At 55.1% G+C, this 13,310-nt stretch carries 13 protein-coding genes and 1 riboswitch; of the genes, 4 read left to right on the top strand and 9 right to left on the bottom strand.

The window, feature by feature from the left end:
• Nucleotides 1-1,163: DUF3391 domain-containing protein (locus tag Q7U76_05955; GenBank protein MDO8355914.1), on the bottom strand; the 1,163-nt coding region annotated here is incomplete at its 3' end.
• A 217-nt stretch (nucleotides 1,164-1,380) separates the two neighbouring features.
• A complete protein-coding gene (locus tag Q7U76_05950; GenBank protein MDO8355913.1) occupies nucleotides 1,381-1,734 on the bottom strand; it encodes a flagellar basal body rod C-terminal domain-containing protein in 354 nt (117 codons plus the stop codon).
• 104 nt (nucleotides 1,735-1,838) lie between these two features.
• A riboswitch (cyclic di-GMP riboswitch) is annotated at nucleotides 1,839-1,933 on the bottom strand.
• 265 nt (nucleotides 1,934-2,198) lie between these two features.
• On the opposite strand from Q7U76_05950, the gene Q7U76_05945 reads away from it, so the two are divergent.
• A complete protein-coding gene (locus Q7U76_05945; protein MDO8355912.1) occupies nucleotides 2,199-2,756 on the top strand; it encodes a DsbA family protein in 558 nt (185 codons plus the stop codon).
• A 5-nt stretch (nucleotides 2,757-2,761) separates the two neighbouring features.
• Here Q7U76_05945 and Q7U76_05940 read toward each other — a convergent pair whose 3' ends face one another.
• Nucleotides 2,762-4,846 carry a hypothetical protein gene (locus tag Q7U76_05940; protein MDO8355911.1) on the bottom strand — a complete coding sequence of 695 codons (2,085 nt, stop codon included), beginning with the start codon at nucleotides 4,844-4,846 and terminating at the stop codon, nucleotides 2,762-2,764.
• 119 nt (nucleotides 4,847-4,965) lie between these two features.
• Here Q7U76_05940 and Q7U76_05935 point away from each other — a divergent pair, with 119 nt between their 5' ends.
• From Q7U76_05935 to Q7U76_05925, 3 genes are all read left to right on the top strand, one after another.
• Entirely contained in the window at nucleotides 4,966-5,382 is a 417-nt protein-coding gene (locus Q7U76_05935; GenBank protein ID MDO8355910.1) for a CoA-binding protein, read from the top strand.
• On the top strand, nucleotides 5,357-5,887 hold the full coding sequence (locus Q7U76_05930) for a DUF4112 domain-containing protein (GenBank protein MDO8355909.1): 531 nt from the start codon (nucleotides 5,357-5,359) through the stop codon (nucleotides 5,885-5,887). Before Q7U76_05935 ends, Q7U76_05930 begins: the two co-directional genes overlap by 26 nt.
• A gap of 104 nt (nucleotides 5,888-5,991) precedes the next feature.
• On the top strand, nucleotides 5,992-7,347 hold the full coding sequence (locus Q7U76_05925) for a dicarboxylate/amino acid:cation symporter (GenBank protein ID MDO8355908.1): 1,356 nt from the start codon (nucleotides 5,992-5,994) through the stop codon (nucleotides 7,345-7,347).
• A gap of 780 nt (nucleotides 7,348-8,127) precedes the next feature.
• On the opposite strand, the gene Q7U76_05920 is transcribed toward Q7U76_05925, so the two are convergent.
• The 6 genes from Q7U76_05920 to Q7U76_05895 all read right to left on the bottom strand — a co-directional run bounded on the left by Q7U76_05920 (nucleotide 8,128) and on the right by Q7U76_05895 (nucleotide 13,104).
• Nucleotides 8,128-8,367: a hypothetical protein gene (locus tag Q7U76_05920; protein ID MDO8355907.1), complete on the bottom strand. Its 240-nt coding sequence runs from the start codon at nucleotides 8,365-8,367 to the stop codon at nucleotides 8,128-8,130.
• Nucleotides 8,368-9,085: 718 nt separating this feature from the next.
• A complete protein-coding gene (gene msrB, locus Q7U76_05915; protein MDO8355906.1) occupies nucleotides 9,086-9,505 on the bottom strand; it encodes a peptide-methionine (R)-S-oxide reductase MsrB in 420 nt (139 codons plus the stop codon).
• A 568-nt stretch (nucleotides 9,506-10,073) separates the two neighbouring features.
• The gene (locus tag Q7U76_05910; GenBank protein MDO8355905.1) at nucleotides 10,074-10,508 is read right to left on the bottom strand and encodes a DUF1810 domain-containing protein; all 435 of its coding nucleotides are present in this window, start codon (nucleotides 10,506-10,508) and stop codon (nucleotides 10,074-10,076) included.
• 83 nt (nucleotides 10,509-10,591) lie between these two features.
• Nucleotides 10,592-11,233, bottom strand: a complete 642-nt coding sequence (locus tag Q7U76_05905; GenBank protein MDO8355904.1) for a hypothetical protein — start codon at nucleotides 11,231-11,233, stop codon at nucleotides 10,592-10,594.
• A 148-nt stretch (nucleotides 11,234-11,381) separates the two neighbouring features.
• On the bottom strand, nucleotides 11,382-11,969 hold the full coding sequence (locus tag Q7U76_05900) for a hypothetical protein (GenBank protein MDO8355903.1): 588 nt from the start codon (nucleotides 11,967-11,969) through the stop codon (nucleotides 11,382-11,384).
• Entirely contained in the window at nucleotides 11,959-13,104 is a 1,146-nt protein-coding gene (locus Q7U76_05895) for an XRE family transcriptional regulator (protein MDO8355902.1), read from the bottom strand. Before Q7U76_05895 ends, Q7U76_05900 begins: the two co-directional genes overlap by 11 nt.
• Nucleotides 13,105-13,310 lie beyond the last annotated feature (206 nt).

The following is a 13,310-nucleotide window of genomic DNA, read 5'->3' as shown; positions in this document are numbered from 1 at the left end:
ACCGTTGGATCGTACATGATGACCAGCGGGCGCATGCGGGCCTGCAGGTTGATGCTGATGACCAGCCCGATGGATTTGTCGGAGAGTTCGACGACCGTCCCCGGCGGGTAGACGCTCAAGATTTGAATCAGTGCGACGATCACCTCTTGAGAAAATGTCGTTTTGCCGCTCAGATACAATTTCGAGAGCGCCTCAGTCGGGGACAGGTTCTTGCTCACATCCGGCGCATTGATGAGGCTTTCATATTCATCGACGGCCATGAGAATTCTGGAGAGCAATGACAGTTGGTCGCCTTTCAAACGCGCGGGATAGCCGGATCCATCGATCCGTTCATGATGTTGCCGGATCATGTTGGTGACGGCTTCGGGGATTCCGGGAAACTGTGTCAGCATTGTGAGCCCGAAATCGACATGTTGCTGAAAGGCCTTCCGGTTGTCGGCAGTCAGGCTGCCCCCACCATTGTGGAGGTGTGAGGGGAGCTTTTGCTCGCCAATGTCGTGCAGGAGACCGGCAATTCCCAGCATTTGTGTGTCTTCATGGCTCAGATCAAATTGCCGCCCTACCATCATCGAGAGCACGGCGACGTTCATGGCATGGAGGACCCCAATATCGTCGAGATCCTGGGCACCCAATAAACTCCCCATGGCACCAGAGGTGGCGTCGTCTAAGATGAGATCGGTCAGATTGTTGATCATGTCCTTTGCAGTCGAGAGGCCTTCTCCTGAGCCGCTCCGGATATCGTTGAGTGCCTTCGAACTCTGGGTGAGGGTCTGTTTGTATACCGCGTCGGCCTGTTGCAGGCTTTCGGTGTATCGGGTGATGGTGTGCTGTGAGCTGGTAGGGTTGGAGGAGGGCTTGGCCTGTATCGGCGCGTTGGCAGGAATAGCCGCTCCGTCTTCTCCGTTTCCTGAATCCTCGGCTGGTAACTGATCCGCCCCCTCTTGATCGGACAAGGCAGGGTCGACGAGCACGAGACCCAACTTTAGGCCGCGGATGATCGCCAATTCATTCTCGGACGTTATTTTGAACGTCTTACTGGCAAAGGGATGTTTAAACCAGGAACAGTTCAGGTCGACATACATGCCGACTTTGAGTTCCTCTGGTTTGGTCTGAATGAGCCGTGCTTGCGGCTTATTAGACGAGGGAGACGCGTGTGTTGTCATCTTGGGCAGATATCCTTGGGTGAAGAGGCCAATACGCACCAATGCGATGAGTTCGTATCGGTCGGTTTCGGATTATCTTGAGTCTAGGTGCGTTCGTTGAAGCCTATGGATCGGCGTTGTCATGTCAGGTGTGATGGGGAGGGGCAGGGAAGAGTTTCCTGGGGCCCGGCCGGGATATGGTCTCGCCGGCTGGGCCCCTATTCGAGGAAGGGGCTGGTTACTTCTTCATATCCAAAATGGTTCCCAGCATATTGTCCGCTGTATGGAGGGTGCGAAGATTCGCTTCAAATCCACGCTGTGCAAGGATCTGATTGACGGTTTCTTCTCCGAGATCGACATTCGACAACTCGACTAGGGCCGGACTATACCCGGTGTTGTTTAAGACCGTAGGACCGGCCGAGTCGTCCTTTTGCACGACTGGAAGGACCCCACCGGTTGCCACTGCCACAAATTCTGTTCGTGATTTCTTAAACCCATTCGTATTGACGTTGGCCACGTTATGCGCCGTGACCTCAATCTCTTTCTCAAAGGCCGCGAGTCCGGAGAGGGCAGAGTGAATGGCGGATAACATCGGGCACCTCCATTTGAGCCGGTTAGAGCTTCAGGTCTGTGCCAAGGGAGAGAGACGCAGTGGAGGGGGGATAGCCGTTATCGTCGCGCGATCGCGATCGGTCATGTGGCGGCTAGGCTGACCCTGGAACATGCTTCGTCCCTGCTTAGGTCCCTTAGCTTTGCGTCCCATCCTCTCGGATGGTATGCCTTTGTCACCTGGCGAGTGTCGTGCTACAGCTCAGACGTATTCGACGCTCGACTAGCAGAAGTATAGCATCAATGTCGGTTGAGCAGGCTCATGGAACCAGGCACAACGGGCACCAACGAGAAGCAGCCGACAGGTGGCCGATCACGTTCTGGACGCCTGATTCATGGAGATCTTTGCCAGTTTTACTCTGTGAATGCTAGGGAAAGACTGTTGGCGTGAGACGAAGGGACTTCGCTAAGATCACGCCATGGCTGTTCTTCCAGTAAGGAGTTTCGATGTCCAATGTCAGCATCCTCTATAGCGATTTTAATTGTCCCTTCTGTTATGCGATGCATGAACGGCTCTATGGGATGCGCCTGCTCGATCGTTGTGTATGGCGGGGTGTACAGCATGCGCCGCATCTACCGAATCCGATGGCGCATTGGAGCGGTACGTTGGGAGCGGAGCTAGCGCACGAAGTGAGGATGGTTCAACGATTGGCGCCTGGGCTCGCGATCTCCCTGCCGCTGGGCAAGCCGAATACCAGATTGGCCATCGAGTGGGCGGCGTCGATGCTCAGGCAGGATGCCGGTCGGGGTATGGAATTCGTACGACAGGCCTATCGGGCCTTCTGGTGTGAAGGACTGGACCTGTCAGATCCGTTGGTCTTGCAGTGGTTGGCGGGGGAGTCGGCTGTCGATGGGGATGCTGAAGAAAGTCGCCGCATCGTTCAGGAATGGGAGACGGCCTGGCACGAGACTGGCCAGGCCGGCGTTCCCCTGATCGTCTCGCCCTTCGGTGATCAACTCGTCGGCTGTGTGTCAGACGATCACGTCAGACGATTCTTTGCGTGAATTGATTACGCCACGTCGAGATTCATCACATAATGCTGGAGTTCCCGCCGCTGATCCTCTTCAGTGACCTTGAGGGCTTCGATGTCTTTTCGGAGTTTCTCCAGCTCGTTCTCTTGTAGGTCCAATTTCTTCACATATCGATTGTAGAGATCGGAATTCTGCTGGAGCCGCTGCATGTTCTCGCGAATGCGGCTATGTTCCGTGGTGATCTCGCCGATACGCTGTTCGAGCCTCTTTCGTTGCGCGCGGGTGTCGTCGAGTTTGCTCCTGAGCTGAACCACCCGTTGCAGGGCCTCTTTGACTTTTGGGCTGAGTTCTTTCGCCTGCTGGTAGTAGGCGATCTGGTCGATCCCGCTCTCCATCAAGAGGATAGATTCCTGGATCGGCAATGTTTCCTTCACGCGAAGGGTGGCGCTTTTGCCTGAATCTACCGTGACGTTGAACCGATACATATCCCTGGTTCGTTCAGTCGGTTCTTTCGGCTCGACCAGTTTCCAATCGGCACGATAGGCCTGTTCGATCAAGAGGGTCTTGGCCTTCTGGTCACGATTCTTGATGAGATAAGTCCGGTCCTCAACCAGGCGGCGAGACACCAGCATCGTGCCTTTCTTCAGGGAGACCGTCGCCAGTTCCTGTGTGCCTCCTATGAAGGTGGCTTCCACGTCGGTCTTGAGATCGAGCGCATAGCTGATCAGCCGGTCTTGCCCTGGAGGAAGGTCCTCAATACGCGCATCGCCCGCGTAGCTGCCGCTATCGAAGAGGGTGATCGGCCCCTGCATCAGGTGAAGCGATGACGTGTTGGTCAGCCGATAGCCGTTCAAGGGATGTTTGGCGTTGACGGACTGATTGTAGACGGAAACTTTCTGTCCCTTCAGTTTCTGCCCGATGATCGGCAGCATCGCGCTGGTATGTTTCGCGAGTGTGACCGGCTGATCGATGCGATATTCGAAGAGCTCGCCCTTATCCTCGCCCATCGCCATAGAGGCGACTCCTTGGTCGAGACGGCCCATGTCCATCTCAGATGCCATGAGGGACTGCTCCGGTACATTCGCACGCGCACTGGCGAGGCCTTGCGCCATTTTTCCGAGTAACCGCTCCTTCTTCATCTCACTCCTGGCAGGAGATGCAGGCACCATCGATTTGGGTTCGTCCATCGTGTCGCCATATGTCTGGGGAATGAGATTGGTATAGAGCTCCGGCTGGACGACTGGCCGTGGATTGTAGAGGGGCTGATAGAGATCCATGGTAAAGGAGATGGGCCGTCCCGAGACGAGCGAGAGGGCGACCTGCTTCCAGTCCTGCTCGGTGGTGTTCTCCACAATGGCCCAGCCTTGCAGATAGGGGGCCTTCTCTTCATCCAACACCAGTCGATAGGTGGTCTTCCAGACGGGCGTTTCCGTCAAGTAGGCTACTCGCGCTTGGCGGCTGCCGGTGCCGTCGAACAGAATCGAGACGGTCTTTTTCTGGGCATCATGATTTGTCGCCAGCGCAGCCAGGGCCTGGTGCAGTTCGGCGTTCAAGGCCTGGTCCAGCAGCTTGACCCGTTGGATCTGGGTGAAGGGGAGGGAGCGAAAGCCCTCGTCGGTGAGGAGGTTGAGATATTCCTGCTCGATCACACGACGGGCTTGGCCATCGGCCATCGACTCGGTCTTCTTTTCAACACCAAGAATAGTGCCCAGCAGAGGATTGGGAGTGGCCACTTCAACCCGTTCGCCACGCACTTGGGTCAAGATCTGCCCCAACGTGGGATTGCCGTTCAGGTTCACGCCGAAGTTGCTGAGTACCTTGGTCACGGGATCACGAGAACCATAGGTGACCGTCTCGATCGTGCCCCCGCCGAAATCTTGAACCACCAGGCTCTTGAGGATGTCGTTGATTTGGGTGACGTTGAAACGCAGATCCAGTTGCGTCCGGTTCTGTACCGTACCGTCATGTTGCATGTATCCGACGCCGCTGGAATAGAGCACGATCTTTGAGAGGGGAAGGCTGGCAGGCTCTTCAGCCATGACGGGCCAGGGGAATAGCACACATGACAGGAGGATCAGACGCATCATCAACCTGTGACGAACGCGAAGTGGCAATGCGGACATAAAGGCCTCCATCGTAGTTGTTCCCCTGTGATCTATCCTGTCCCCGTTATGCCGTCAATAGGGCGATCCTTTCACCAGACTCTATCCTGTCGGATTCACTCATGATACTGTTCCTACCCATGAGCGACGCCGATGAGAGGACGATCACCAGCATTCTCAAGGACTGCCACACCATCGCGGTGGTGGGACTCTCCTCGAATCCGGCGCGGCCCTCTTTTGGGGTGGCGAGCTACATGCAGGCGCAAGGCTATCGAGTGTTCCCCGTGAACCCGAACGAAACCACAGTCCTTGGCGAGCCGGCGTTCCCATCACTCGCCGTTGTGCCAGGCGCCATCGATCTGGTGAATATCTTCAGGAAGTCGGAAGAAGTCCTTCCAATCGTTGAGGAAGCGATTGCGCGTGGCGCTAAAGCCATTTGGATGCAAGAGGGGGTTGTGAATGAAGCCGCTACGCACCGGGCAGAGCAAGCGGGCCTTCTCGTCGTGATGGACCGTTGTTGGCTCAAAGAACATGCAGCTCGGTCGCACCGTGGCTGAGCCAATCTCACCTCTGACTCCGGAGGCACCGGCTCTCGATCCGCAACGAGAGGCCATGCTGGCGATGGCCGACCTCTTGGCCAAGATCCTGGATACCACCGTCAAAATTCCCGGCACACCCTTCTATCTCGGCCTCGATCCCTTGCTCGGGCTCATCCCAGGAATCGGCGATTTACTGGCCAATCTTATGGGGACCGTCATCCTGGGGTTGGCTGCTCGTCTACAAGTTCCGCAGATCGTCATCGCCCGCATGAGCTTGAATCTCCTCATCAATGGAACGGTCGGAGCGATTCCCGTTGTCGGCGATCTCTTTTCCGTCTGGTTCAGGAGTCACGCCAGAAACGCCGAACTATTACGCCGCGCTGCGATAGAGCCCTATCGAGAAACCAGGCAGGCCAGGCTCTATGTGGCCGGCATCATCGGCGGGACTGCCATGTTGTTGCTACTCGCCATTGCACTTGTCCTTTGGATCGTCGTGAAGCTCTGGGCCGCAATCGCTCTGTAAACGGACTTGGTCGCTTTCTCAGTGCTCAGCACTTCTTCTCCCCCCTCAAGACGGAGTGCTTTCCAAGCGAGAAACGGGTATTCTTCCGCAGCCCACAAGAGATCATGATGGAAGCCACTCCACGCGGGATTCCTCTACCGCTCTATACGCAAGTGCTCATTGCCGTGACGTGCGGCGCGCTGCTGGGCGTCGTCTTCGGTCAAGAACCCTATCTGGGCGGTCTGCGCAATGAGCAGCTAGGCCGGCTCGGGCTGCTCGTCGTCACGCTCCTCAAGATGCTCGCCATCCCTCTGATCTTCTTTGCGATCCTCGATGCACTGATCCGTACGAGCCTTCCGATGCGTCAGGGGGGCAAGTTGCTCGTCATTTGCCTCGTCAATGTCTCCGTGGCCATGGCGATCGGTCTCGTCTTGATGAATACCTGGCAGCCGGGCCTGACCTGGTACGGTCACGTCGATGAGTTACTGCACCTCGTGCCCGGTTCCCCGCCGTCGGCAGTCAACCTTGCGGCAGTGCAAGCCGGGTCGCAGAGTCCAATCGAGTATCTCGCATCCTATATTCCCCGCACGATCCTGGCGCCGTTTTCCAGCAACAACATCATCGGCATCGTGCTTCTTGCCTTAGCGATCGGTGCTCTGCTTCGCCGTTTGCGGGATACTGCCGACCAGGGAAGCGGGACAATCCATGCCCTGACGCGAACTATTGAGCGTATCTATGGCTGGCTCGTGCAGATGCTGGGCTGGATCATCCTCGCCGTGCCGCTCGCGGTCTTCGGGGTGGTGGCGCAGGTCGTCGGGAAGGCCGGCATCGGCGTCTTCACCGTCCTCTGGATTTTTCTCGCAGCCATGCTCCTGGGGCTCGCCATCCACGCGCTCCTGTACTATCCGCTTGTGGCTTGGCTGGTGGGGAAGAAGTCGCCGAAGATCTACCTGGGGCAGGGGGCCGATGCGATTATGACCGCCATGTCCTGTAACAGCAGCCTCGCCACCGTGCCGGTTACGCTCCGGTGTCTCGAACGTATGCAGGTCTCGCCTCAATCGGCGCGCCTCGCGGCCTGTGTCGGTACGAATCTCAATAACGACGGCATCACCCTCTATGAAGCGATGGCTGCCCTCTTTCTCGCCCAAGCGCTGGGTTTTGAACTGCCAATGGCGAATCAGGTCTTGATCGTCGTGGCCTCGATCATCGCGGGGGCCGGCGTGGCCGGCATTCCGGAAGCCGGGCTGATCGTCTTGCCGCTTGTCCTCTCAGCCGCAGGTTTGCCGCCTCAGGTCATCGTCGCGGCCATTCCACTCATCATGACGGTGGACTGGATCATCGCTCGAGCCAGGTCTGGTGTGAATGTGATGAGCGACATGCTGGTGGCCATCCTCCTCGATGCGGGGTATGTCCCGCCCGCTATCGAGCCAGGTGTGGCTCAATCCCAAGCCGAAAGCTCCTCTGCACCGCAGCCGTCCTAAATGGTTTGCCGGTGATCAAGGGTTGGGTTCGATGAACTCAAGGCTCTCCTCGCCTGAGCATTCAGCGAGGCGGCTGGTAGGGTTCCCTTCCGGTCGTCCAAAGAGTGAGTTTGTGACTGCCGTTCTGCGAGCGAGGGAGATTATTAGGCGCCATCTGCCATCTCCTGGCATCCAGATTCCATGATTTATGGTGCGCAAGAGTCCTGTTGTCTCTCCCCAAGAAAAAGGCATCCTGGCGAGATTATTTTTCAAGCCATTGATTATATTGAAATAATTTTTCTTCTTCCTTGGGAATGTTCATGATATGATCTGCGTGCTGCTTTCTTGGACGCCATGGCTCTCCCCTGGTGTAAAGAAAGTCGGGGAGGTGATGTGGCCATCACCTCCCCATTTTTTTGCTTCTCGCCTGTTCGGTCGGTGATCCCTGTCCAGCAATCTTGCTTCTCCCCCTATTAGATTTATTCTTTCAGGTTCCCTTGTGACGGTTGAGTCGACATCGCTGTTTCTAATCCAGCATTCGGATGGAGACGGGGTGACCTCATCGTGACGATTCCGTCATGGATGGAGTGAACCCATCCGGTTGAATCCTGACATGCTCGTCCGTCCCAATTCGATATCGGGTAGGTCATGCCGATGTGACGTAACGGTACCCGGGTGATAGAGGTGGCGGAAATTTTTGCTGGGGAATGTTTCGTTGAGAGAGTTGCCGGTGAGCGGCGGTTTGGATCTGAGGAATATCGAGGGAGCAAGAAGTGAGGAGGCGACGTGGCCGCCGCCCCCTCATAAAACTACTTCTTCTTCTTTGCCGCCTTCTTGACGGGCTTCTTTGCTGCTGCTTTCTTCGTCGCCATGTGATCTCCACCCCCCTTCGATGTAAAAATGTTGAACAGTGTGTGAGAGGTATATCAGAGTTTGATCACGGAGTAAAATTTTCTCTTCAGAAATCTTTCGGTCGGATTGAGCGAGGGAGATGTCCTGGTCGTCTGAAATCGTCTTGTGAGGGTCTGGGTGACTCACCATAGGTCATGAATCGAGGGAGAGAGAGGCTGATGTGATGGAAGTGAGGGGGGCTTTGAGCGATCGACGTCGCACCGTGACGCACAATCCAGCATGGTCACCGTCGAAGTACCTCGACGATCAATAGCGCATGAACGTTCGTCGTGAAGATGGATATCGAGCGACGTAGCAATCACGGAGTCTCACTTCAAGCGGTGCATGTACCATTGCGGGATTGGTATCTGGGCAGTCCTGAGAGGGCATTGCGGTTCCCCGCTTCTATGGCCATAGAGGAGAGAGGGGGAAAGTCTAAGGATCAGGAGTTCAATGGGGAGCGGCGGGAACAGTACGGGGATGGTAAAGCAGATTACTGCCTGGACCGCTCTAGAACTCACGGTTTCGAAGAACAGGTGGGGCAATTGTTCAGCCCGGCCAGCTACCCTCTGCAGGCTGTGGAAAAACTCGGTGTATGCGAAAGAACGGCCAACATGCTCCAGTGTCGCCGCGGCCTGAACAACCACAGGATGCTCAAAAAGGCCGTCTAGCAAGGCCGCAGTGAGCGAAGAGGCGAGGAGGTACAAACCTCACTTTGTGCGATCCGTTCGCCACTTTCATAGGTCTTGGCGAACGGAGAATCCCCTCCAGTACTTCCGAGAACGTTGAGCCTCTTCGTGAGGCGACCTGCCTGCGCGAAGCGCTTCGTGAAGCGAGAACGCCGCTGGCGGACTTTTTCAGCATCCTGCTAGGCTGGAATGAATTTCAGCGAGACGCCGTTGATGCAGTAGCGGAGTCCGGTCGGCTTCGGGCCGTCATCGAAGATATGACCCTGGTGACCGCCGCAGCGGGCACAGTGCACTTCAGTGCGGGTCATGAAGAATTTCGAATCTGTGCGCGTCTCCACCACTTTCGGATCGATCGGTTGCCAGAAGCTGGGCCAGCCGGTGCCGCTGTCGAACTTATGCTCAGATGAATAGGCGGGGAGATCGCAGCCCGCACAGTAATAGATGCCGGAGGCGTGATTCTCATGCAGCGGACTCGTAAAAGCCCGCTCCGTGTCCTCGTGGCGCAACACTTGATAGGCTGCAGCCGACAGTTGCTTCTTCCACTCGTCGTCGGTCTTCGTCACTTTCACAATGGCGGGGATCTCAACTTTTGGTGGCATGGATGATCTCCCTTTCTTGTAGGGGCGTATGGCCAATCAGTCGATTCGGACGGACAATCCTTACATAGAGACTTACGGAAGGGCAAGACGAGTGGATGCGGGGCTGGGGCTCAACTGCTCTCGCACCTCCCGGAGCGACCCTATCGGGCTCCGCTGAGCGGCAGCCTTCGGAAATTCCCTCGGGACTCGGTCAGTTTCCGCTTTCCTTCTCAGCGGAGCCTCGATGGGGCCCCGCTCCTCCGGTGACGTTCGCGCTGCGCCCCAGCCCCGCACTGGAAGAGAGGGTTGCAGGGATTCGGGCTCGTGCAAGTCGCAGATGGAGCAACCGTCTCCGCCGCATTTGGGAAAGGAGGAAAGAAAGAATCGTGGGGTCCCGCTTCTTCGGTAACGTTCGCGCTGAGCCCCAGCCCCGCATTGGGAGAGAGAGTTTCAGGGATCGATCGTGCTCGCGCAAGTCGCAGATGGAGCAACCGTCTCCGCCGCACTTGGGAAGGAGAGAAGAAAGAACCGGGGCCCTGCTCCTCCAGTGACGTTCGCGCTAAGCCTCAGCCCCGCAAGTGATGTGAGGCTAAGAAGTTCCATGTGCCAGGATATCGAGGGTCACTGTGTCAGGCTTGCCGTCAAAATACTTGAGAAGGGCATCTTTGAAGACCTTGTTGTCGGTGGTCGCGGTCATGAACAAGGTCAGGCATGACCGGAATTTCAGATTGTCGGGGGAGGAGAAGATCTCTTCAGCGCTGCGCCCGTCTACTGTGATGGAAAGCTGCGTACATTCTCTGAGCCTTGGGCCTAGGATTGGGTGCTGCAGATAGGCCTTGGCTTCGTCGAGAGAGGTAATGGCGAACTTCTGGGCCGTTCCACTGTGACCAAGACCTGTGACCTGCGGAAAGATGAACCAGATCCAGTGACTGGACTTTCTTCCAGCTCGTAGCTCACCAAGGACTGCGTCATAGACGCGCTCTTGCGCGTCAAGAAAGCGTTGCAGGTTATACACATCAGTCATGGGCTGTGCTCGCGCCCTCTTTTCCAATTCCCTGGGACCGTCACGCGCCGCGAAATGGTTTCTGACACCTTTGCCCTCCCTTGTTATCGCTTTCGCTTACCGTAATGGCCGGGAAACTTCACGAGAGCTGCCTCATATACTTCTTCGAGAAATGAGTAAATGATGCGTGCAATAGTCTTGGCGGTTTTTTCTTCGAGTGTGAGCCTATGGTCTTGGCACATGGTTAGTTGGCGCCGATGAGCAAAGGAGCGAATTGCGTCTGCTTTTGCGAACGCGCGGAGCTCGCCTCCAGCGTGTACCAAGCAGTTCCGAATCTCATAGACCGCAAGGATATCCTGCCATTCAGGTTCTTGCAGGTTCACAGGTAAGCCCGCTAGACCGATGGCGTACTTCCGGAAACGTTCAATTACCGAGCCTGATATGTCGTTGAATGATAGTGGCAGTTTCAACGTTTCCCGAAGCGCATGGGAGATGCCTCGTAGTTCTTGCTCTAGTACTGACGCAGCCGCGATGACGGCGGACATGTATAGGATTGGTGGTAGTGTCTCGGCGAAGAGTGGGACGAACTCGATGTCGAGGTCAACGTGGCCTTCCTCATCCAACCACTTTAGTTCCCGCTGGAAGGCAGAATCTGTAAGTTCTAAAAATTTCTCAATGTCCTCAATTCGGGAGGAAGCATCGACCCAGTTTCCGAAGAACAGGAGGTTTGGATCAATATTTGCCATGATGCCTGCCCACGAGATTGATTAAGGAGCGGCCTACCACGTGCCAGGAAATGGTTCTACGGGTTCGGTCACTTCTCAAAATTCAGAATGCCCTGGCTTTTCCTTCCGCGATCTAGAATATCAAAGGGAGAATCTTAGCTGTCTCCAATCAAGAAGTTGCAGCTGCGCGGCGATGCATTAATTGACATCGGAGACTTTCCGTATAGATGGCCTCAAAATAAGGTGAAAGATTGCCTTCGAGTGACCTGTGGTCCGTAATGATCGTGCCCTTATCTCCATCCGTTAGCCGTCCGGTAAAGAAAAGCCATCCGAATAGATGAGGCGTTGTCTGTACCCTGCCAGTCATAATTGTTTCTGCAAATTTTCGTGCTTTTTGGTCGTCCGTAAGAAAAGCCTGATTGATCTTTTTCGCCAATGCAATCGAGGACAATTCTCCCTTGCCCAATCGGAGTCTGTTTTCAAGCACCCCGGTATCCTGTAGGTCTTCAATGCTTAAACGATAGGCTTTGAAGTCCCCTTTTGATTGCTCCTGTCTTAGGCGTTTCTGGAGGATAGGCCCATGCGTCGATGGCTGCCGCGGTTTGTGGAGACACTCGTAGAGGACAAACTGGGACAAGTAGAAGCTGCACCCAGCTGTCCGTGCCGTTGCATACAGCATTGGGGATGAGAGCACATTCCATATTGCGCATGTATCAATTACGTTGTAGGGATGAAATACTGAAACATTAATCGCCATGGAGCAGGTGCCTTCCATAAAGCTCCGCGACGAGTGGGAGTTCATTATCGCTCAGTAGAAGCATTTCGCTCAGTCGCCCAGAGGATACCAATCCCCTCTCGTAACCGTCGAAACATAGCTCGACATAGTGCATGGACAATCCTCGACTTAGCAATTCTGCACGGCGTTGGTGAGCTCGCGGGGAGAGATTAGCGGGAAGTTCAGGGTCTACCTTCGCATCCGAAGCTACCTTTGTAGCTTTAATCGTACCCACCTGATGTTCGGAAATGAGATTGGCATCCTTGAGCGCATAAGCCAATGCTTCGGTACTCACCTTCAGCTTGCTAGCCCACTCTCTGGCTTTCTGGGTATCCCATTGGCCTGACAGGGGAATCTGCCTCAAGAATTCTGGAGGCATGAGGTATCTTGAGGCGAAAGTATTAGCGCGTATTTCTGATAGATCATTCTTTTCCCCTGAAAAAGAGACGACGAAGTCTTGGTCGTCATCAAGGATTGCATGTGCAGCTTCATGGGCGGCGGTGAAGCGTTGCCGGTAGACATCTTCGGTATAGTTGACGAGTAGGCACATCCCGGCTTTTGGATGGCGAATGCACAAGCCAGATATGGAGGAATTTGCTAGATGTCGCCGGAATACGTGAAAGCCAATGGAGCGAAAATCATCATATACGTCCATTCCAACTTTTTTGTCACTGTATTCCAGGTGACGCCTTAAAGAGGCCGCAGCCTCAATTCCATGGGCTTTGAAATATGACCCGCTCTTTCTGAAGGTGAAAGGAACTCGGTTTTTTGAGGATAGGTTGCTCATTAAGAATTCCTCTGAATCACAGAGAAACAGAAACTCAAGAATGGCCCACCTATCTTCTCTTGATAGTTCAGCTGAATATTTTCTGAAAAGTGTTTCGGTTTGCTCAAAAGCAGCCAGTTGCTCATTTGAAATGAAAAACTTGTAGTCGCATTTGTAGTAATCGGCCAGAATTAATATCTCATCTCCCGTTGGCTCCCGGCAGGCATCCTCATAGTCCTTCAATAATTGCTGCGGTATCCCCGTTGCGGTCGATACGTCGCCCAGCGACGCTGCAACTTGGTCTCTGTATCTTCGCAGTTTCGAGCCCAGGATCTGAAGATCAATGGCCATGGGTCTTTGGCATCCTTCTTGGCTGTCTTGGAGGGAAAGCCTCTGTCACGAGTCTGTTTTTTCGAAACAGGTACAAAGAAGCATGGCCATTCTACGTTTTCCTTGGCAGCCGGTCTATGCCCCTGAGGGCAATTTGACAGACGCTATTTCCATCTGACTCTCCATGATCAGAGGGTCGCCTGGCTGGTTCCCATCGTGCGCGCGTC

The sequence above is a fragment of the Nitrospirota bacterium genome (genome assembly GCA_030645475.1).
Lineage (GTDB): Bacteria > Nitrospirota > Nitrospiria > Nitrospirales > Nitrospiraceae > Palsa-1315.
The sequence above is the reverse complement of the archived record's forward strand: the minus strand, read 5'-3'. Positions and strand labels throughout refer to the sequence as shown.